The 18,947-nt window shown below is 51.8% G+C and carries 19 protein-coding genes; 15 read left to right on the top strand and 4 right to left on the bottom strand.

Annotation, left to right across the window (positions count from 1 at the left end; all coding sequences use genetic code 11):
• Positions 1-140: 140 nt before the first annotated feature.
• Positions 141-713: a cupin domain-containing protein gene (locus JQR86_RS21220; RefSeq protein ID WP_312271854.1), complete on the top strand. Its 573-nt coding sequence runs from the start codon at positions 141-143 to the stop codon at positions 711-713.
• A gap of 140 nt (positions 714-853) precedes the next feature.
• Here JQR86_RS21220 and JQR86_RS21215 read toward each other — a convergent pair whose 3' ends face one another.
• Both JQR86_RS21215 and JQR86_RS21210 read right to left on the bottom strand, forming a co-directional pair.
• Complete coding sequence (locus JQR86_RS21215) at positions 854-1,327, bottom strand: CesT family type III secretion system chaperone (protein ID WP_434155438.1); 474 nt, start codon at positions 1,325-1,327, stop codon at positions 854-856.
• A 2-nt stretch (positions 1,328-1,329) separates the two neighbouring features.
• The gene (locus JQR86_RS21210) at positions 1,330-2,235 is read right to left on the bottom strand and encodes a hypothetical protein (RefSeq protein ID WP_434155437.1); all 906 of its coding nucleotides are present in this window, start codon (positions 2,233-2,235) and stop codon (positions 1,330-1,332) included.
• Positions 2,236-2,646: 411 nt separating this feature from the next.
• Here JQR86_RS21210 and JQR86_RS21205 point away from each other — a divergent pair, with 411 nt between their 5' ends.
• Both JQR86_RS21205 and JQR86_RS21200 read left to right on the top strand, forming a co-directional pair.
• Positions 2,647-3,888, top strand: a complete 1,242-nt coding sequence (locus JQR86_RS21205) for a hypothetical protein (protein WP_434155436.1) — start codon at positions 2,647-2,649, stop codon at positions 3,886-3,888.
• Positions 3,889-4,781: 893 nt separating this feature from the next.
• The gene (locus JQR86_RS21200) at positions 4,782-6,350 is read left to right on the top strand and encodes a RopAA-2 (protein WP_434155435.1); all 1,569 of its coding nucleotides are present in this window, start codon (positions 4,782-4,784) and stop codon (positions 6,348-6,350) included.
• 243 nt (positions 6,351-6,593) lie between these two features.
• On the opposite strand, the gene JQR86_RS21195 is transcribed toward JQR86_RS21200, so the two are convergent.
• Positions 6,594-7,127 carry an RNA polymerase sigma factor gene (locus JQR86_RS21195; RefSeq protein WP_074825779.1) on the bottom strand — a complete coding sequence of 178 codons (534 nt, stop codon included), beginning with the start codon at positions 7,125-7,127 and terminating at the stop codon, positions 6,594-6,596.
• 258 nt (positions 7,128-7,385) lie between these two features.
• Here JQR86_RS21195 and JQR86_RS21190 point away from each other — a divergent pair, with 258 nt between their 5' ends.
• The 12 genes from JQR86_RS21190 (at position 7,386) to sctU (ending at position 17,775) form a co-directional block, all read left to right on the top strand.
• The gene (locus JQR86_RS21190) at positions 7,386-8,552 is read left to right on the top strand and encodes a hypothetical protein (protein ID WP_434155433.1); all 1,167 of its coding nucleotides are present in this window, start codon (positions 7,386-7,388) and stop codon (positions 8,550-8,552) included.
• Complete coding sequence (gene sctV / locus JQR86_RS21185) at positions 8,540-10,633, top strand: type III secretion system export apparatus subunit SctV (RefSeq protein ID WP_434155432.1); 2,094 nt, start codon at positions 8,540-8,542, stop codon at positions 10,631-10,633. Before JQR86_RS21190 ends, sctV begins: the two co-directional genes overlap by 13 nt.
• A 16-nt stretch (positions 10,634-10,649) precedes the next feature.
• Positions 10,650-11,600: an FHA domain-containing protein gene (locus JQR86_RS21180; RefSeq protein WP_434155431.1), complete on the top strand. Its 951-nt coding sequence runs from the start codon at positions 10,650-10,652 to the stop codon at positions 11,598-11,600.
• Positions 11,597-12,946 (top strand): FliI/YscN family ATPase, encoded by a 1,350-nt coding sequence (locus JQR86_RS21175; RefSeq protein WP_434155430.1) that lies wholly within the window; start codon positions 11,597-11,599, stop codon positions 12,944-12,946. The genes JQR86_RS21180 and JQR86_RS21175 overlap by 4 nt, the downstream gene beginning before the upstream one ends.
• Before the next feature lie 2 nt (positions 12,947-12,948).
• On the top strand, positions 12,949-13,395 hold the full coding sequence (locus JQR86_RS21170) for a type III secretion protein (RefSeq protein ID WP_407363925.1): 447 nt from the start codon (positions 12,949-12,951) through the stop codon (positions 13,393-13,395).
• Positions 13,396-13,510: 115 nt separating this feature from the next.
• Positions 13,511-13,921, top strand: a complete 411-nt coding sequence (locus tag JQR86_RS21165) for a type III secretion system HrpP C-terminal domain-containing protein (RefSeq protein WP_407363923.1) — start codon at positions 13,511-13,513, stop codon at positions 13,919-13,921.
• Entirely contained in the window at positions 13,918-14,631 is a 714-nt protein-coding gene (locus JQR86_RS21160; RefSeq protein ID WP_434155429.1) for a type III secretion protein, read from the top strand. Before JQR86_RS21165 ends, JQR86_RS21160 begins: the two co-directional genes overlap by 4 nt.
• Positions 14,624-14,977 (top strand): FliM/FliN family flagellar motor switch protein, encoded by a 354-nt coding sequence (locus JQR86_RS21155; RefSeq protein WP_434155427.1) that lies wholly within the window; start codon positions 14,624-14,626, stop codon positions 14,975-14,977. Before JQR86_RS21160 ends, JQR86_RS21155 begins: the two co-directional genes overlap by 8 nt.
• A complete protein-coding gene (gene sctR, locus JQR86_RS21150; protein WP_112298013.1) occupies positions 14,974-15,627 on the top strand; it encodes a type III secretion system export apparatus subunit SctR in 654 nt (217 codons plus the stop codon). Before JQR86_RS21155 ends, sctR begins: the two co-directional genes overlap by 4 nt.
• 7 nt (positions 15,628-15,634) lie before the next feature.
• Positions 15,635-15,901 (top strand): type III secretion system export apparatus subunit SctS, encoded by a 267-nt coding sequence (gene sctS / locus JQR86_RS21145; protein ID WP_112298012.1) that lies wholly within the window; start codon positions 15,635-15,637, stop codon positions 15,899-15,901.
• Entirely contained in the window at positions 15,901-16,692 is a 792-nt protein-coding gene (sctT, locus tag JQR86_RS21140; protein WP_074825807.1) for a type III secretion system export apparatus subunit SctT, read from the top strand. The genes sctS and sctT overlap by 1 nt, the downstream gene beginning before the upstream one ends.
• 3 nt (positions 16,693-16,695) lie before the next feature.
• On the top strand, positions 16,696-17,775 hold the full coding sequence (gene sctU / locus JQR86_RS21135; RefSeq protein ID WP_434155425.1) for a type III secretion system export apparatus subunit SctU: 1,080 nt from the start codon (positions 16,696-16,698) through the stop codon (positions 17,773-17,775).
• A gap of 535 nt (positions 17,776-18,310) precedes the next feature.
• On the opposite strand, the gene JQR86_RS21130 is transcribed toward sctU, so the two are convergent.
• Complete coding sequence (locus JQR86_RS21130) at positions 18,311-18,715, bottom strand: hypothetical protein (protein ID WP_434155424.1); 405 nt, start codon at positions 18,713-18,715, stop codon at positions 18,311-18,313.
• Positions 18,716-18,947: the final 232 nt, after the last annotated feature.

Below are 18,947 nucleotides of genomic sequence, written 5' to 3'. Positions count from 1 at the left end.
AAATCTTCCAAATGATCATTTCCTGGCTAGCCTAGGATTCAAATATAACTACCAAAATAATATTCCTAGATCTGTAAGAAATACTATTATCGTAACAATCACATTACAGAATCGAAGAGAACTTTTGGAGGAATATTGTTATGTCCTTTCTGCCTATCCATCGTATCGTCACGGGCCACGATGCCAACGGCAGGTCCACAGTTTGCAGCGAAGGGGCATTACCTTCGGTCGTTGAAATGGAAGCTATCCCGGGCCTTGTCTTTCACGAAGTTTGGGAAACTACAGGTTCGCCTGTAGAGATAAACAATGCCGCTGATCCAACAACCGGCCCTGTGATGCATAACCCACCGCCAAATGGGACTCGTATTCGCTTCGTTGATCTTCCCCCAGATGAGACCTATCTTGATCAGCATGAAGCGCGCATTGCAGAGCTGTTTGAGCAAGTCAACTACGTCGACGGGCTGACTGTTAAACATGACTCACCGCATCCAATGATGCACCGAAGTGAGGCAGTTGATTACTGTGTCGTGATCGAAGGAGAGATCTATATCGTACTCGACGATGCAGAAGTCCTGCTTAAGCCTGGAAGTGTGGTGGTGCAACGCGGTACCAACCACGCATGGTCAAACCGCTCCAATAGCAACTGCCGTTTATTGTTCGTCCAGCTTGATGGGCGTTACGCCCCTGACATTGCAGATAGATTATCTAAGTGAGATTTTAAGTGCTTCGCCTCTAAGTAAACTCACTATCATGCTGTCCATATAAGCTGAATGACTCAGCTTGTATGGCAGCTAGGGTGCTTAACTTTTAAGTGTCTAAAGCTTATCCAAGTAAAAGTCCTTAAATAATAGCTCTACCATTTGCAGCTGCTTGTCAGTACTGTCTTAGATGGTTTTATTTCCCCACCTTTAACCGGAGCGCCGCTTGACAGAGATTCGGCTCGAATATCCTCAATCAATCTATTAGCTTTAGAAACTAGGCGATCAAACAAAACAATAATTTCAGCAGAGTTTAAATGTACAAATCTTTCACGGCTCCACAGTATTAAGGTGCTCTGAGAGCCTATTACTGATACAGATATAGGTGGAGCAATAGGATCAATACTGTTTGCTCCTAACAGTATTTTAGCCAATGCACCCAGGCTATCCGGAGGCAAAACACCAAGACTAGCAACTAACAGCAGCTCCTGATTGTTTAAAGGTGTAATTTGCAGCTGTAAATTTTTAAAGTCAATAAGAATAGCCTGATCATCATTAGTCATAGGGGTTTGTATGCTAAGATAGCTTAACAACGGTGCGACAACATTATTAAATTGCTGGTTACTCACGGTCAGCTATCCTCTTCAGCATTGTGCAGGATTTCTGGATTAATATCATACGCACCATCAGAAAGATGATGCTGCACTAGAAATCTTCCATGCGCTTGGCGTTCGTAATCATGAGAACTTACCTTATTTTCGAATATGTCAGATGAATCATCTCTATTTTGATATCTAACACCTAAATTATTGATCCCATGCAGTTTATTTCTGAGTCCGATATCCGGTCGATGCCTCAATACTTCCTCATAGGAAGGCGTGTCTTTGATCCTATTAATCTGCGCTACACGTTCCTTGCTCAACTTGGCAACCTCCGCCATGTCCTCAAGCTCTAGTTTGATGTTCATCCCCGGATAGTGAACGTCTAAAACGCTTGTTGATGATGGCTGAAAACTCGCATTATTTAGCAAATGGGCTTTCGCGAATGAAGGCCATGCGTCAACCACTACAGCGTCAGCTGACTCACGTATATCGCCTATCACATTAAATTGATGATCCGGCTCATTAGCAGCAGCATAAGTAAAGATAGGACGATGTAGATCCATATTTGAAAGATAGGCAATAATTAATGCTGAATATTCGGAGCATGTCCCAGCCTGAGCTGCCAAAGCGGATTTCGCGAGTCCATTATCATCTCCGCGAAAATCTGTATCACGGATGTGTCTAGCCGCAATCGATCGTTGGTAGCTTTCCCCTGAGGTCAGCATAAAGTCGTTCTTTAAATTGCCAGCACCGTAGCTGAGGTTTTCTTTTACTGTGTCTATCACGCTTTGTGCTGTATGCAATTCAGTCATTAAACGAGCTGAAACGGTAACCGTCTCTCCTCTGTGATTACCAGGTATCGCCTCCCACAGCTTAACGCTCTGGGTATTGTTGTCATATAGCGCTGATCCCCTAGCATGAAGTACTGTAAACATTGTTGATTCCCCCCTCATGATTTTGTATATAAAGGTCTCACTCAAATAGATGACTACTTGAGTGGTCTTTATTGGGGATGAGTTCCAAAAATAAATCTAGCACCCATGCAAATCTATAGTCATCTCTTTACTCCACATAGGATTACACTCGAGCAAGTGAAAGATACTTTTAGTGCTAGGCTATAGGGGGACAATGCTTCGTCTTAATTTAATATAATCCGTGTCCGGCCCGAAATTGCTTTGCATATTATCCTGAGTTTTCAGTTATCGATCTGCCTTTGAAGGTAAGGCTTGATCCGTAGATTGTTGCGTATAAATCTTTTCTTCCCATGGCTAAAAAATCAGGAACTGAAAAGGCTGGTTGACCACGTAGACGTCTAGATTCAAGTCAGACGGCTAAGAGATAATACTGTGGACTCTATTGGTTCAGGCATTCAAATGAGGTATCAAGCCACCTCATTAGACGCAAGTCAGCCACTATCGCCCTCCTCTTTGCAGACTGAGCAAACTCACCCTTCTGCTCTGTCCTTAGCCAGGTTGAGCCGTAATGCTTTACTAGCATTAACCCAAGTTGAGGCGCAGCCGGACCCTCACCATCAACTTTTTGCGCTGTTGGCATATAACGGTATAGCGGATGGAGCGCTGCATATACATTCCAGCAAGCTAACTGAAGCAGAATATAGGCAGCAGGTGGCTGTTCCTAACGCAGGCCCTGCTAATTTGACGGTTCAAGCGAAACTGAACGAACATTCGCAATATGATATTGTTAGAATTACATTGGATGTGCTGTCGACGGGTGGCACTGAGTCTATAACGTTATGTGCGCCTGCTCCGCCCATAAGGAGAATAGATCCGCACCCAATATCAGACAATCTATCTGCACAAGGCTCGCGAGGTCAGTTGACACAAGCATTAATACGCTTACGCAATCCTCACCACTTTCGCGACGGTCCTATTTCTCCAGCTGCAGCGTCCAGCACTTATTCTGTAGCGGGCGCTAATGAGGAGTTAGCGCTTTCGACCGAAACAGAGCGGCCCGCCATAAGCGCCTCATCCCTTTATGCTTTGCATACCAACGGCACCGAGGCAGAAGTACGTTTTCTGCGCCAGCCGCCTAAAGAAGTAGCAGACATGTGCATGCTGATTATAAACGTAATCGGCAAATCATTTCCTCAAGACTTCAATAAAATAGACTTTGATTTTTATGATCGTGAAGGCGATATGGACCGTGGCGTTACTAACTCGAATGGCAATAGATCAAGGATTTCAATCGGATTAATTGCCAGCGAAGACTGGGACCAAGACTTTGAGATGCATGCAATGATTGCATTTACTGTCTTCCATGAGATATTTCTGCATGCGTTACCTGATTTGCGGACAGCAAGTTACGGCATGAACCCGACTACCGCTCAACAAGACCATGATATTATTTTAATACCTCCTAATGAGAGCAATTTACTTCACCAAGCCGTGAAACAGATTCTTCCACAAATACCAACTCATATAAAACAGTACTTTCTTGATTCCTATGTAACTGATATCGAGGAAGAAAAAGATAGAAATGACCATATTGATGTACCAACTACTGAGCAGTGGTATCAGCTACTCAACTCCCAAGCTAACGACCTGGACTCCCCCTTCTGGCACGCTTAGGGTGTGCAAATTTTTTGAGGAAAAGAGAGCATAGAAGAGGTTAGCTCTTTCGCGTCCCGTTAGCTAATGGCAGCATTCTCAACTGTGATAAACGGGGAGGCTCGAAAGGCGTTAGTTGTGAGGTGATAAAGTGATAAACGCTTACAGGCGACTCACTGTCAGCTCTGCCAATGGCCCCTATGTACCCAGATCAATCCGCATACATCGCTGTCAGTCATTGCCAGAGGAGTCTCGGGCGTTCGCGATCGTCATCACCGCCAGTAGGCTATTGGTCACCTGCCGTGAGCAGAGATGCAACGCCAGCGCAGCACTTGTGGTGCCGTCAATACGGTGTTGCCGTCTTGGATGTGTGCAGCTGCCGCTCTGGCAATAGTTTGTAGAGGCCTTTCGCTTGGCACCTTCTTACATTATGAGTGCGAAGCCTAATGGCGTGTCACGCTGATAGTGGGTGCCTACATGTATGCCTTTTCTGATACCCACCAACTTGGGCAGCTTGCTAGAGATCTCTGCCATCCAGAGAACTCCTTAGAGGCGTAAAACAGATGAGCTTTTTTGTGACCGCTGGAATGCAAGCTCCTTCTTGCACTTAACTTGTATTGGTCAGTTGTGTTCGGCATACGACTTAGGGAGTCGCCGAGATCAGTAGCTTTACCCCTTTACAGGTCTCTTCCCAGGTTTGGAAATCATCTCTTCCCACCACTTAGCTCATCTAAAAGTATCTTCAAAATTATGGAACACTTAAGGCGCAGCGTTCACTAAGGTCGCAGGGTGCTACCGCTTAAAGTATCCGGATCGAGACGCAATAGCGGTGGCAGCGATTGGCGGGAGTTTCTATAAGACCACCCGATTCACCCTTATTAAAACCTGCCGATCACGATGAGGATACTTCCCCTATGGATACTCAGCGTATCGCCACGACGCACCAAATTATTCACCATGCCGATGAGATCGAACTCACTACACCTGTTGGTCCTGCACGAAGCGCTCGGAATATGGATCGCTTCCATCAGGAAATATATGACAGGCTTGATGCCCATTTCCTTCCATATCGCCGCAACGTCCCTGACATTCAGCAGACCGCCGCTGCCACAGCACGGGGGCATAACGATGAACTGGATACTATTCGAAATGATCGGGCTCAACGATTATTTAACGCAGGCTATACCGTAAGCGATATGGACATAGTTGAAAGAAACGCAAATATCGCCGATAGGATCTTTGCCACTTTCAAGTCTGGTATTGGGGGATCTCCATTTGCCGCCGTCACGATGGCGACCAATACCTGGCCATCCATGCTTGAGGTTTTTAACCGTCGAGATACGCCCGAAGGCGAGGCGGCCCTCCAAAATGCCTTGGCCTCCTGGTACGCCGGGGCTGCGGATGCAAGTGTTAACGATATGCTGTCTGGATTAAAACCTGAGTATTATCAAAAACCACCAGATGAGAAATTGCACGGATCGTTTCAAGCATCGCTGTCAGAGAAGCGCGAGACACACGACAAAAACTCATTCGGCAATGCTATGGATGAATGCAACAAATGGCTAGTCGGGTTTGCCATTCGCAATGCCGCTCTGTATCCGATTCGCGTAGGTCTAGAGAGCCAAGGGAAACAAGAGCTGGCTGCAGCCCTTGAAGCTTATATGCGGCCAATCACTGCCATTATCGTAGGCATGGCTATCGAGCATTATAACCTTAGCCGTGATAAAAGCCGCAGCCTGCTAGGTCCCGCCATGCTCTATGGCCGCCGCGATACCGTCCCGGAAGGCCAAGCACCAACGCCGATTGCCGAGGAGCACGAATGGTTGGATGAATTTATTGTACTGAGGAATCTGGATTCTACTGCGCTGTTGAAAATGGTTCCTGCACGGCTCGGCGCAGGTACTGCCTCCGCAATCAAATCGATTGTATCCGGTAATGCCGTCAAAACCGTGTTCTCCCCCACAAGTATCGTAGGCAACATGAGCCTGGCCGGTGGATTTGCTGCCATGGGAGGCGCTACGACGGCAACAAGGACGCTAGCTACAGAGCATGGTCTTAGCGATGGCAAAGTAGCCGCTGCCGCCGAGGCGGTAAAAAACATCCTGGGTGCGGTTGCGTTTGGCTTATGGGCAGCAGGCGCAAGCCTGGGGGAGTCAGAGTCTAAAAAAGCGGTTGAGGCAACGGACGCACATGTGGCCAAAGGCGTGGAAGGCGCTATTAATTCCGTAGCGAGAGGTATAGTCGACGGAGCGGCATATACGAAGGACAAGGCTGTCGGAATAGGCAACTCGACAGTCAGTACATTCTCTAGTGGAGTTCAAAGGTCTCAAGATCTCTATCATCGTGGTCAACGTGGCTTAAGTCAGAGATATGCAAATCTGATGAATTCCCCCTTACCAACTGCCCCAACATCCATCCCAGCACCAGTAGCTACCTCAACGTTGGCACCACCTGCTCCTCCGAGGACAGAGGACATGGTGTGACACAACCCGGTGGTTCGCCACCTGGTGGTTCGCTGAGCGCCGCTAGCGGTCATGAGTAGCGCATGGAGTTTGAGCGCAGGCTGGATACTTACGTACAACAGTATCTGCCTGCGCTCATTTTCAGGGCCGTGCTGGAGCCTTAAAGGGTAACACTTCTGAATGAGCGAAACGGTACAACGGTTTCAGCCTTTTCTAATCTGGCATATCAATACAGAAGCGCCTTACAGCGTTACCACATCTAGATCAGGTGGCTGACTCAACGTGCCGTTTTAGTTGTTCTCGCGCTCTGGATAACCGCGACCGAACCGTACCGATTGGCACCCCCAGCGACAAGGCGGTGTCTTGATAATTACCATCCATTTCCAGACTAACTTTGATTACACGTTGCATATTGACAGGCAATCGGTCGATCGCATGGACGACTCTGACCAGTTGGCGATGTCCGTCTACCTGATGACCGATATCGCTCCCCTGTCCAACTTCAGAATGCAAATGGTCCTCCCAGCTCTCTTGATAAGGCTGCTTGTAAAGCCGACGGAAATGGTTCCGGATAAGATTCAATGCAATACCGCAAAGCCAGGTTTGCGGCTTACTGGTTCCCTGGAACTTGTGTTCACTGCGCAGGGCCTCGAGAAAAGTGCATTGAAGAATATCGTCGACATCGTCCTGATTCATAACCCGCTTCTGAATAAAGGCTCTCAGCATCTGGATCTGATCACTTGAAAGCTGGCGAATACCGGTAGATGCGCAAGGGACGGTGGAGATTCTTGTATGCATTGGACTTACCTTCCATTGGATTTGGCAAGTTCTCTATTGCGATACCCGTGCCACGCGAAGAATCCTCTTTAAACTACTGATTTATTTATATTTTTTAAATTTTAAAATTATCACCTAACGCAACTTCTTGCATAACTCACCGCTGGGCATTACGAAATATTGCACAACGCCAGCATGCAGAAGAACCTCTTTTGTAACGTTGGAACTGTTCCTTTCGGCATACCACTCATGGTTCATGACTCTACCCAGAAGTACGCCATGAAAATTGCCCAGCCGATTCTGCCCACCCCTTCTCATGTACACCCCGAGGTGCAGACACCGCCGCATGCTCCTCATCCCGGACCTACTCAGACACGCCCGGGTGTTGCTTCATCCGACGAGAAAGGTACGCATGCACTGGCCAAAGAAGACGCTGCGCTGGCCCAGGAGGGTCAGACAGCGAGCCGACGCGATCAAAGCGCGCTGTCTGCGGGCCTGCAGTCACAGGCATATAGACTGCAACTGTCAGCTCAACAGCTGCACGCCACTTACCTCAAGGGGCTGGATAAAGCACTAGGCGAGGCGGCGCAGTCATTGCGAAGGCAGCTCAAAGATCGCCAATTGCAGAACTCGAAGGAAACGCTCAAACATATTCTTGAAAGCTGTGGTGGCAATGCCGTCCTGGCTCACCAGATGTTGCGAGTGGCCGCAAGACAGGCCAGGAACGAAGGCGAAGATAGCGAACAGCTCCTGTTCAGACGTCAGTTCAAGCTCTTGTATAAGGAATACGGCAAACCTGCTCGGCCCTCGACCGGCTCTCTGACAAAAGTACGCGGTCGCTTTAGTACCGAGACGCAGCGGCGTACCCGATCCCAGACACTCCATAGCGTAACGGCTAATGGCCCTCTTAATGTCATTGCTCTGGTAGACGCGCTGCTGAATGAGCTGCGAGAGCAAGGTCAATATGAATTATCGCTCAGTGAAATACGCTCCGAGATGGCTGAGGACATTGCAAACGCAGCCTCAGCTAATGTTCTTCACCAAGCATCTCCCTTGATGAGCAATCTCATCATCGCAAAGCATGTAGCCGCCCTGCTACATGAGTGTGAGCACATACTGGGTCGTATGCGCGGTAAAAACCCGCAGATTCAGGTTGAGGCGATTGCCCTGCTCAGGCATCTCCTCACGCTAATGAACAAGCTCATGGAACCTGTACAAACACGAACCCTGGTACAGCTCATTGGCGGTGAGCAGCTCAAACACCAACTGGCGTTTCTCAACGAATTGATGCGCATTCTGACTCAGCGAATGTCGTTACTATTTTGGTTTTGGCGTAAAAAGAGCGATTTCCAGAAAGCCAAGGAGAACCTCCTCACCCTTAGCACGGAACTGACCGATAAAGAGCAACAACGCGCCCAGGAGACCGATATCGTATGGAACCTTTGATTAATGTTCTGAATGCTATCGCTCTGGCTGCAATGCGGCGCTCAGAGGTAGTAGGCGCTTTTGTGGTCATAGCCATCGTATTCATGATGATTACCCCAATGCCTACGGTATTGGTAGACGTCCTGATCGCAATCAATATCTGTATTTCCTGCCTGCTGATCATGCTGGCCATGCACTTGCCGCGCCCCTTGGCGTTCTCCACGTTTCCCGCAGTGTTGTTGCTTACAACCATGTTTCGCCTGGCACTCTCGATTTCGACCACCCGGCTGATTCTGCTGAACCAGGATGCCGGTCATATCGTGGAGGCGTTCGGACAATTTGTGGTAGGCGGTAACCTTGCGGTGGGCATGGTGATTTTCCTCATTCTTACCGTCGTGAACTTTCTGGTGATCACCAAAGGATCGGAGCGGGTGGCTGAAGTGGGTGCGCGCTTTACTCTGGATGCGATGCCAGGCAAGCAGATGTCCATCGACAGTGACTTACGAGCCAACCTGATCACTGTTCAGGAAGCCCGTAACCGCCGGGCCGAGCTAGGTAAGGAAAGCCAGCTGTTCGGTGCCATGGACGGTGCGATGAAGTTCGTGAACGGCGATGCTATCGCAAGCCTGATCATCGTCGCCATCAACATGATCGGGGGGATCGCGATCGGGGTAGTACAACATGGCATGACAGCCGGTGACGCCCTGCAGCTGTACACGGTACTGACCATCGGTGACGGGCTGATTGCGCAAATACCGGCACTACTGATTTCGGTCACTTGCGGGATCGTCATTACGCGTGTACCCAACGGCGATCCGGGAGCCCAGAGCAATATCGGTCGTGAAATTGCAGAGCAGATTACCAGCCAACCCAAGGCATGGATCATCGCCTCCGTAGCAATGCTTGGGTTCGCCGCGCTTCCCGGCATGCCTACAACCGTATTCATTATTATCGCCATCGTCTGCGGCTGTGGCGGCTTCCTGCAACTGAGACGGGCCCGCCCGGTTGCCCAGGATCAGTCTGAAGCGCTAGCACCGGAGCTGAACGGTAACGAGGACCTGCGTACGTTCTTGCCGAGTCGCCAGTTTGTCCTGCAGTTCCATCCCGCGCAGGATGTTGCCCTGATCGAGTCCCTGGTGAGTGAAATTCGCCAGCGACGTAACCGGCTCGTAGTGCATTATGGCCTGACGCTGCCCTCGTTTATCATTGAGCTATCGCCTCTGCTGGCACCTGATGAGTTCAGGTTCACCGTTTATGAAGTGCCCGTCCTGAGGGCCACTTTTACGCATAGCCATGTGGCAGTAGAGGCGCGTCTCTTTGAGCAGGCGCCTCAACAGGCAGTTCAAGGCAGTACGGATCGACAGGAGGCCGAATGGGTCTGGCTGCCGGCTGATACGCCTGACCTGCAACATGAGGAGGTTGAGAGGGTCACGGCCAGCACGCTTATTGTAGAACGCATGGAGCGTGCATTGCAGGCATGCGGGCCTCAGTTTATTGGCTTACAAGAGGCCAAGGCTATCCTGGGCTGGTTGGAGTCGGAACAGCCAGAACTGGCTCAGGAGATGCAGCGGGCAGTGCCGCTGGCACGTTTCGCAGCGGTCCTTCAGCGTCTGGCATCCGAATGCGTGCCATTGCGTTCTATTCGAGTGATTGCCGAAACGCTGATCGAATACGGACAGTACGAGCGTGAACCTACAGCCTTGACGGACTACGTCAGGATCGCTCTGAAATCTCAGCTTTACCACCAATATGCCGGTGCAGAAGGCCTGCTGGTCTGGCTATTGACGCCTGAAAGCGAAGGCATTTTGAGAGATGGCCTGCGCCAGACCCAAACCGAAACCTTTTTTGCCTTGAGCAATGAGACCAGTCAGTTACTGGTGCAGCAACTTCACCTCGCATTTCCCCTTCGGGTGCGCGAACAGGCTGTTCTGCTGGTGGCTCAGGACCTGCGAAGCCCGTTACGGACGTTGTTACAGGAGGAGTTCTACCACGTGCCTGTCATGTCATTTGCGGAAATCGGAACCACCGCTCAGGTAAAGGTCATGGGTCGCTTCGAACTCGAAGACGATACCGCGGCCATGGACAACGATTACGCTGCCTGAACCAAGGAGAGCAGATATGTTCGAGTTGCGTGTGCTGAATGGCCTTCACCAGGGAGCCGCCCTTCCCCTGATAGGTGAGCAATGGCTGATCGGTGCGAACGATGAGCTTGATCTCGCGCTGCATGACGCAGGGGTCGAGCAGAGACATGGCTGCCTGAAACGAGAAGGCGAGCGATGGGTACTGAACGCTGAAGAAGGTGTGGTACTTGATGAGGAGGGCCATCCCCTATCACCGGACGATCTCTATCCTAATCGACTCTTTGTAATAGGTTCGGTTTGGCTGACCATATCCGCGGCACAGGATGCCTGGCCCGTTGTGGCAACGCCTACTCCAGATTCTGGCCGCTCGCAAACCAGTAACCAGCCTACAGAGCCAACGTCAAACGGATCCAGTTCAAAACCCAAAACGTTTCTGTTCAGCCGTATGACCACCATAGTCCTGGGTGTTCTGCTGGGAGTGGTAGGAAGCGCCTGGAGTATTTCCTCCAGTGGCCCGGCATCTGCCGTGGCTGATAACCAAGCGATTAAACAGAACAGCTCTGCTCAAGCTACGTCGTCACATGCCGCGCCTCAGCGCCTTCAATTAAGCGATGAGGAGGCCATGTCAAAGCTCAAGACAATGCTAAGTGATCGGTTGCTAACTGATATCGCGATCGAGTCGACACCTGATGGATTAGTGCTGCGTGGCAGCCTTGAGCAGGAAGCCCATCTAGTCTACGCGCGGATGTTGCAACGTTTCAAAGACCGTTATGAAACCAAGGCAGCGCTGGTCGACGAGGTATCGGTGGGCGGCGCTTCCCTTCCCTTCGCTATTGTCCAGATCATGTCAGGCCCCCTCGCCCATATCGTGACGGCAGAAGGAAAGCGTTTGTACGTGGGAGATGAGCTCGATGGCATTCGGCTGACCCGGATCGACGATGGCCGTCTGGAGTTCCAAGGGGAGCGTCGCTACGAGGTGGTCTGGTGAATAGTACCTTACAGGACTGGGTATCCAGCCAAACGTTACGGCTTGCCTGTTACTCTGCCGTGCGCGTGAGCGGCTGGGTGAGTGCCGTGAGCGGAATTCTATTGGAATGTCAGATTCCTGCAGCCAAAGTAGGTGATCTGTGCGAGGTAAGCAAAGCAGACGGCAGCGCGATTCTGGCTGAAATTGTCGGCTTTACCGATGACCGGACCCTGCTTAGTGCGTTGGGCTCACCAGAGGGTATTCAGGTTGGCGCTCCCATCTGGCCGTTGGGTATGGCCCATCGAATAGGTGTCGACGAGCAGTTGCTGGGCAGCGTCCTCGATGGCTTCGGTCGCCCTTTGTTAGAGGGCCACAGAGGAGCCTTTGCAGGGCCTCATGATACTCGTCAGACGCTACCAGTCATTGCTGACGCCCTGCCGCCGACCCAGCGACCACGTATTACCAGTGCCTTGCCTACAGGCGTGCGCGCGATCGACAGCGCCATCCTGCTGGGGGAAGGCCAGCGCGTGGGCTTATTTGCTGGCGCCGGCTGTGGCAAGACGACATTGCTCGCAGAGCTGGCGCGCAATATGGCCTGCGATGTCATCGTTTTCGGCCTGATTGGAGAACGAGGTCGGGAACTGCGCGAGTTTCTCGACCACGAATTGGACGATGACCTACGGCAGCGCTCGGTACTGGTCTGTGCCACCTCGGATCGCTCGAGCATGGAACGCGCCCGCGCCGCCTTTACTGCCACGGCTATTGCCGAGGCTTTTCGCGCCAGAGGGCTGAAAGTATTGTTGCTCATCGATTCCTTGACCCGATTCGCCCGTGCTCAGCGCGAAATCGGTATTGCCTCTGGCGAGCCATTAGGCCGTGGTGGCTTACCACCCTCGGTGTACACCCTACTTCCCAAGCTCGTAGAACGTGCCGGGATGAGCGAAGTCGGCTCTATCACTGCGCTGTACACGGTACTCATCGAGCAGGACTCCATGAATGATCCTGTTGCGGATGAGGTCAGGTCACTACTGGATGGCCATATCGTGCTGTCTCGCAAGCTGGCCGAGCGAGGGCATTATCCAGCCATCGACGTTCAGGCCAGCATCAGCCGAATCCTGACCAACGTCACCGACCGTGAGCATCAGCAGGCCAACAACCGGTTGCGCCAGCTCCTGGCCGCATACCGTCAGGTTGAAATGTTGCTGCGTCTGGGCGAGTACCAACCCGGGAGTGATCCGGTTACCGATTGCGCGGTGAGGTTGCACGGAACGATCAACAGCTTTTTACAGCAAGACTTGCGCGAGCCTGTGCCTTTGAACGAGACCCTTGCAGGTCTCCTACAAATCACTGAGCAGCTGCCGGAGTAATCATGGACGACGAGCTGGAAATCGATCCGCAACGCGCTGCGCTAGAGGAGGTGATTCGTATTTTGGCCCCTTTGCGCCAACATCGACAAGCCAAAGCCGAACGCTTGCGCCTGCAGTCTGAAAAAGACCTGCAGAACAGCCGTGATCATCTGAGCGAATTGCGTAGCAGCTTTACAGCCGAACAGGTCCAGCAGCGTGAGCAACGTCATGCGTTATCGGTGGAGCATCTTAATCAGCGGCATACGTTAAACGAAGTGGATCGCTGGCATGAACAGGAGCGCAGCATGCTTGATCACCTCTCGCGGCTCCGCCAGGGCATTCAGCTTCAGATTCAGGCCGTCGAACAACAGCAAGAGACACTGGAACACGCGCAAGACGAGGCGCGCAATGCTCAGCGTGCCGTTGAAAAGCTGTCCTGCCTGACGGAGGCCATGCACGATGAAAACTGAAGCTCGACCATCAGCCCCTCCCCGGCCGCTTTCCCCCCCGGTGAGTGCGCCTTGCAAGGAGAGTTCTGCGCCGTTACTGATCGGCCGCCGAGGTGAAAATGAGCGGCTGCGAAGCTTGAGTCCTGAACATGAGACAGAGCATGTTTTAAACGCAGATGGGTTGTTTTTCTCTCAACTCATTCAGCCCGTCAGCAGCGATGCCGGACAGCAGGATCTCGGTGGCAGCGCAGGCGTGGCGCTCTCTGTCCAGACCGAAGAGGCTCCGGCAGAGCTGATTGATGAATTGGTACAGCAACTGACCCGAAATTCAGTCGCTCCGCTAGCCGTCACCGTATTGATGCCCAACCTTGGGAAGGTTCAAGTCAAGGTCACCAGACATAACGACCATTGGGGGATCGAGCTGGGTTTTAGTCGTCGCGAGATTTTAAGTCGGCTTAGACCTCATCAACGCGCCTGCGAATCGGCTCTGACCAACGCACTTGGTGACCCAGTAGAGCTGTCAATGCTAGAAGAGGCGTATACATGAAAATGCTTGCGCTGCGTTCCGTCCAGAGTGAGTTCGCCGCTGCCACAAGAGCCTTGGGGGCCGGTGTTTCTCTGCACTTTAGTGCCCACGGCGTAACAGGCGAACTCTCGTTAGAGTTCGTCTCCCAGTATGAGTCCCTCGACTCAGGAGGTTGGTTCAATACCGCTGCGGGGCCCTTCTACTTGGATGATGCCGGCGCAGTGTTAAATCTGGTTGGCGAGATGCCTGTATCCACTAGTGGTGAGCTTCAACCCTGGTACTGGCAGCTGATCAGCCAGCACCTGAGCTCAGCGGTCGCCCAAGGCCTGGCGCCTATCAGTCCTCTGGGTGAATACGTACCTGAAGGGCTGCTTTTACATTGCCGTCTGAGCATAAGACATGGAGACGAAGCGCTTTATACCTTCCTGAGTGGTACACCCAAAACTTTTTTACGTTGGCTCGATACCCCCGGCTGGACCTCTCACCGGGCAGCGCTTCCCGAGACCTTGCAAATTCCGTTTCCGCTGATACTTGGGCAAGTGATGCTTTCTGCCAGTCAGCTCGACTCGCTGCGTATCGGCGACGTACTGCTGCCCTCCCTCTGCCTGTTCAACAGTGAAGGTTATGGTCGCCTGGAGCTGGCGGATCGTCGCTGGATCGGGCATGCCGAGCATCGCGAACAGCAGCTTTTCCTGACTTTGATTGATGAGGACAACGGCGCTCATGAGTAGCATTGACCATTACCCAGAAGCAGAACTGGACGCGCAAGCAGACCCTACTATTCAAGAAGAATACGGCCAGGAGCATTATGAAGACCGGGATGAGCCCCTGGCTGACACCAACGCGCTTCAACCTACCGCACATTTGCCGCTGGCGCTTACCGTACGCTGCGGGCACCTCACGTTGAGCCTGGATGAATTGCATCGGCTGGGCCACGGTACCGTGCTGGAAGTTCAGGGCATCGCTCCCGGCTACGCTACCCTTTGTCATGGCGACCATATAGTAGCTGAAGGTGAGTTGGTCGATGTTGATGGACGCCTGGGTCTGCAACTTATCCGTATGGCGTCGCGCTCATGATCATGGAGGGGATGAACCCCGTTCTGCTGGCCCTATTCCTTGGTGGGCTGTCGCTGATTCCCTTTTTGCTGATTGTCTGTACGGCTTTTCTCAAGATTGCCATGACCCTGCTGATTACCCGCAATGCTATTGGGGTACAGCAGGTTCCTCCCAATATGGCCATGTATGGAATCGCACTCGCGGCAACGATGTTTGTCATGGCACCGGTGGCGCATGAAATTCAACAAAGGGTCAAGGCCCAGCCATTGGACATGTCATCCATTGAGAAGCTACAAGCCAGCGCTAGCGGTGTGATTGATCCGCTCCAACGCTTTATGACGCGCAACACTGACCCGGACGTCTCTGCTCACCTGCTTGAGAATACCCAACGGATGTGGCCCAAGGATATGGCTGATCAGGCCACAAAGAATGACCTCTTGCTCGCTATCCCGGCGTTTGTTCTGTCCGAGCTTCAGGCAGGATTTCAGATCGGGTTTCTTATCTATCTCCCCTTCATTGTCATCGATCTGATCGTATCCAACCTGCTCCTGGCGTTGGGCATGCAGATGGTTTCTCCCATGACCATTTCTCTGCCGCTCAAGCTCTTGCTGTTTGTACTGGTCAACGGCTGGACCCGCTTGCTCGACAGTCTCTTTTATTCCTACATGTGAGGCAGCCATGGAAGCGTTGGCATTGTTCAAACAGGGCATGATCCTGGTCGTTATCCTTACGGCCCCGCCCCTGGCGGTAGCGGTACTTGTAGGGGTCATCATCTCACTACTCCAGGCCCTTATGCAGATCCAGGACCAGACGCTGCCCTTCGGTATCAAGCTGGCCTCGGTGGGTCTGACACTGGCGATGACCGGCCGCTGGATCGGTGTGGAGCTGATCCAGTTCATTAACATGGCATTCGACCTGATCTCCCGCTCCGGCGGCGCACACTGATGCCGTTCGATGCGCAGCATGCCTTCGACCTGATGCTCGGGCTCGGCCTGGGTATGGCGCGGCTCCTACCCTGCATGATCCTGGTACCCGCCTTTTGCTTCAAATACCTCAAGGGCCCCCTGCGCTATGCTGTAGTCATTGTAGTAGCCATGATTCCGGCGCCCTCAATTAGCCAGGCACTAAGTGGGCAAGAGGACCTTATTGCAATGTCGGCACTGCTGATCAAGGAAGCAGTCCTCGGTACGCTGCTTGGCATTTTGCTCTATATGCCGTTCTGGTTGTTCGCGTCGGTAGGTGCCCTGCTCGACAGTCAGCGCGGCGCGCTCAGTGGCGGCCAGATCAACCCGGCGCTAGGCCCGGATGCGACCCCGCTTGGAGAGCTGTTTCAGGAAGCGCTGATCCTGCTGGTGATCCTTTCGGGAGGCTTATCACTGATCACACAAGTGATTTGGGACAGCTATCTGGTATGGCCTCCAACCGCCTGGCTGCCTGGCATGACGGCCGATGGGCTAAACATCTTTCTCGAACAGCTCAATCAAACCTTACAGCACATGATGTTGTATGCCGCCCCGTTTATCGGCCTTCTGCTGCTTATCGAGGCGGCGCTCGCCATTATTGGTCTATATGCCCAGCAGCTGAATGTATCCATCCTTTCCATGCCCGCCAAAAGCATGGCGGGTATCGCCTTTCTGATCATTTACCTGCCTACCTTGCTGGAGCTGGGTAACGGGCAGATTCAACATTTCAAAGACCTTAAATTCCTGTTCAATCACCTCATACAGGTCCCCTGAGCCATGGGCGAGAAAACAGAAAAAGCCACGCCTAAACAGTTACGTGACGCGCGCGAAAAAGGTCAGGTTGCCCAAAGCCAGGATCTCGGTAAATTACTGGTCCTGATGGTAGTGAGCGAAATCACCTTGGGGCTGGCCGATGACAGCATGGGCCGTTTGCAGCACTTGCTGGATCTTGCGCTTGTGGCGACAGGTCGCCCCTTTCTCACCACAATAGGTCAGGTGGCCAGCGAAGGTGCCACAGTACTGATTGGCTTTATCCTCTGTAGTGTCGGGGCGGCGATGCTGATGCGGCTGGCAAGCAGCTGGATGCAGATTGGTTTTCTATTTGCACCAAAGGCGCTCGAATTCGATATAAAGAAAATTGATCCCTTCTCCCATGCCAAGCAGATGTTTTCAGGTCAGAATCTAACTAATCTGCTCTTGAGCATACTCAAGGCAGCCGCTATTGCGATAACGCTTTACATGGTCGTAAAGCCCGAATTAGGCGCTTTGATACTGCTTGCGAATTCAGACCTGACGACCTATTGGCATGCACTGCTGGACCTGTTTCGCCACATTCTTCGTACCACGCTGGGTTTATTGTTGGTCATTGGCGCTTTGGATTTCGCTCTACAAAAATACTTCCACGCCAAGAAACTGCGCATGAGCCATGAAGACATCAAGAACGAGTACAAGCAGTCCGAGGGTGATCCACACGTCAAGGGACATCGTAAGCAGTTGGCTCATGAGCTCTTGAACAAAGCGCCTTCTGCGCCACCCAAACCGGTTGAGGATGCTGACATGCTGGTCGTCAATCCAACCCACTATGCGGTGGCGCTGTTCTACCGCCCCGGTGAAACGCCGCTGCCACGCATCCTTTGCAAGGGAGAGGATGATGGCGCACTGGATCTTATTGCCCGTGCCAAGCACGCACGGGTTCCAGTCGTACAAAGCATCTGGCTTGCCCGAACGCTTTACAAGGTGAACACAGGGCACTACATCCCACGACCTACCTTAACGGCGGTGGCTCATCTTTATCAGGTCATAAAACAGCTGGATGAGGTAACGGACGAAGTCATTCGTGTGGAAGATGAACTGTAGGGGCGCACCACGCTCATCCGCATCTACCTGTTGCTATAGAAACCGCAGAACCTTAAGTATCCTTTTACGGCTACTAAAATCTTAATGCGGATTGGTATCATAATCATGACGGCTTAGTGTCTAGAATCATGAGGTGGCGGCTACAGTCACTGAAATAGACTCACATACGTATAAAGGCTTGCACCACAGAATGATATGCCTGAACGACTGAAACGCTGACACTCCTCTGATTAAAAAGATACTGCTTTCAGAGAGTGATGTTATCGGGATTCCATAAACGGCTTTAGTCTATAGCCTAACTGACTATGCTCACCAAATGCTCGCTAGCCGCTGGGTAGCCAGTGCGTAGCCGACCTAGGGTGGGCATTGAAAACGAACCACCGTACATGATGACTAGAAATTTCCAGTCGCCCAGCCTGGTATGGTTAGCTGATACGCATTCTGCTTAATGAGATCCCACTGCTAAAGGTACTCCTGGTCGCAAGCATTCGATCAGGAGTACTACTTGTCTAAATTAACGCTTTAGCGATGTTCTTCATTTATCAAAGTTCTGCACATTCGCAACATAGGCGTTGGTCAGTGCCTGTGCAGGATTCCGCGAGCCGCCCGTAACGATGCCTTCTACACTGGTCATTGCAGTTTTCGTAACGCCACCAAGCCCACCGGATAGGGTATTGAGAGCCCCTTCGTCACTATTCCCAATGCCCTTTAAAACGTTACCAAGCCCCGGAACATACTTTAGGTGTTCTCCAGCATTGGCCATAGCGTCCTTAACTGTTCGATTACCCTTGGGCTCCTTCCCAAATGTAACAGGCTCCTGCGTCTGCGTGCAGTTAAAGGCGATGACATCCTCCTTGTTTATCTCTGATTGGGAAGCCTTGGAAGAGCCGGGAGACTCTGGTGATACGCTATCAGATGGTCCTGTTGAATCTATACGCATAAACGGTGCCTCGATCAAATCGACAGGGAGTGCTTCTCAAATGGTTGCCGAACTAAGTGGCATCAGGACATTGTTGGTTCCAAACCAGGCGTTTGATCCCACAAGAAAAAAGCTTGTGGCATACATACCGGCCTGTTCCCCATAGACTCCTCTAGTAGCCCCTGAGCCTCTGAGCTCAGCGCTTGGATTAACATGCTGATACGCAGAACAAATCCAATACCACTAAGAGCGC

Source organism: Pseudomonas sp. JZ134, assembly GCF_051027695.1.
Taxonomy (GTDB): domain Bacteria; phylum Pseudomonadota; class Gammaproteobacteria; order Pseudomonadales; family Pseudomonadaceae; genus Chryseomonas; species Chryseomonas luteola.
This window is presented reverse-complemented; position numbering and strand designations above follow the sequence as displayed.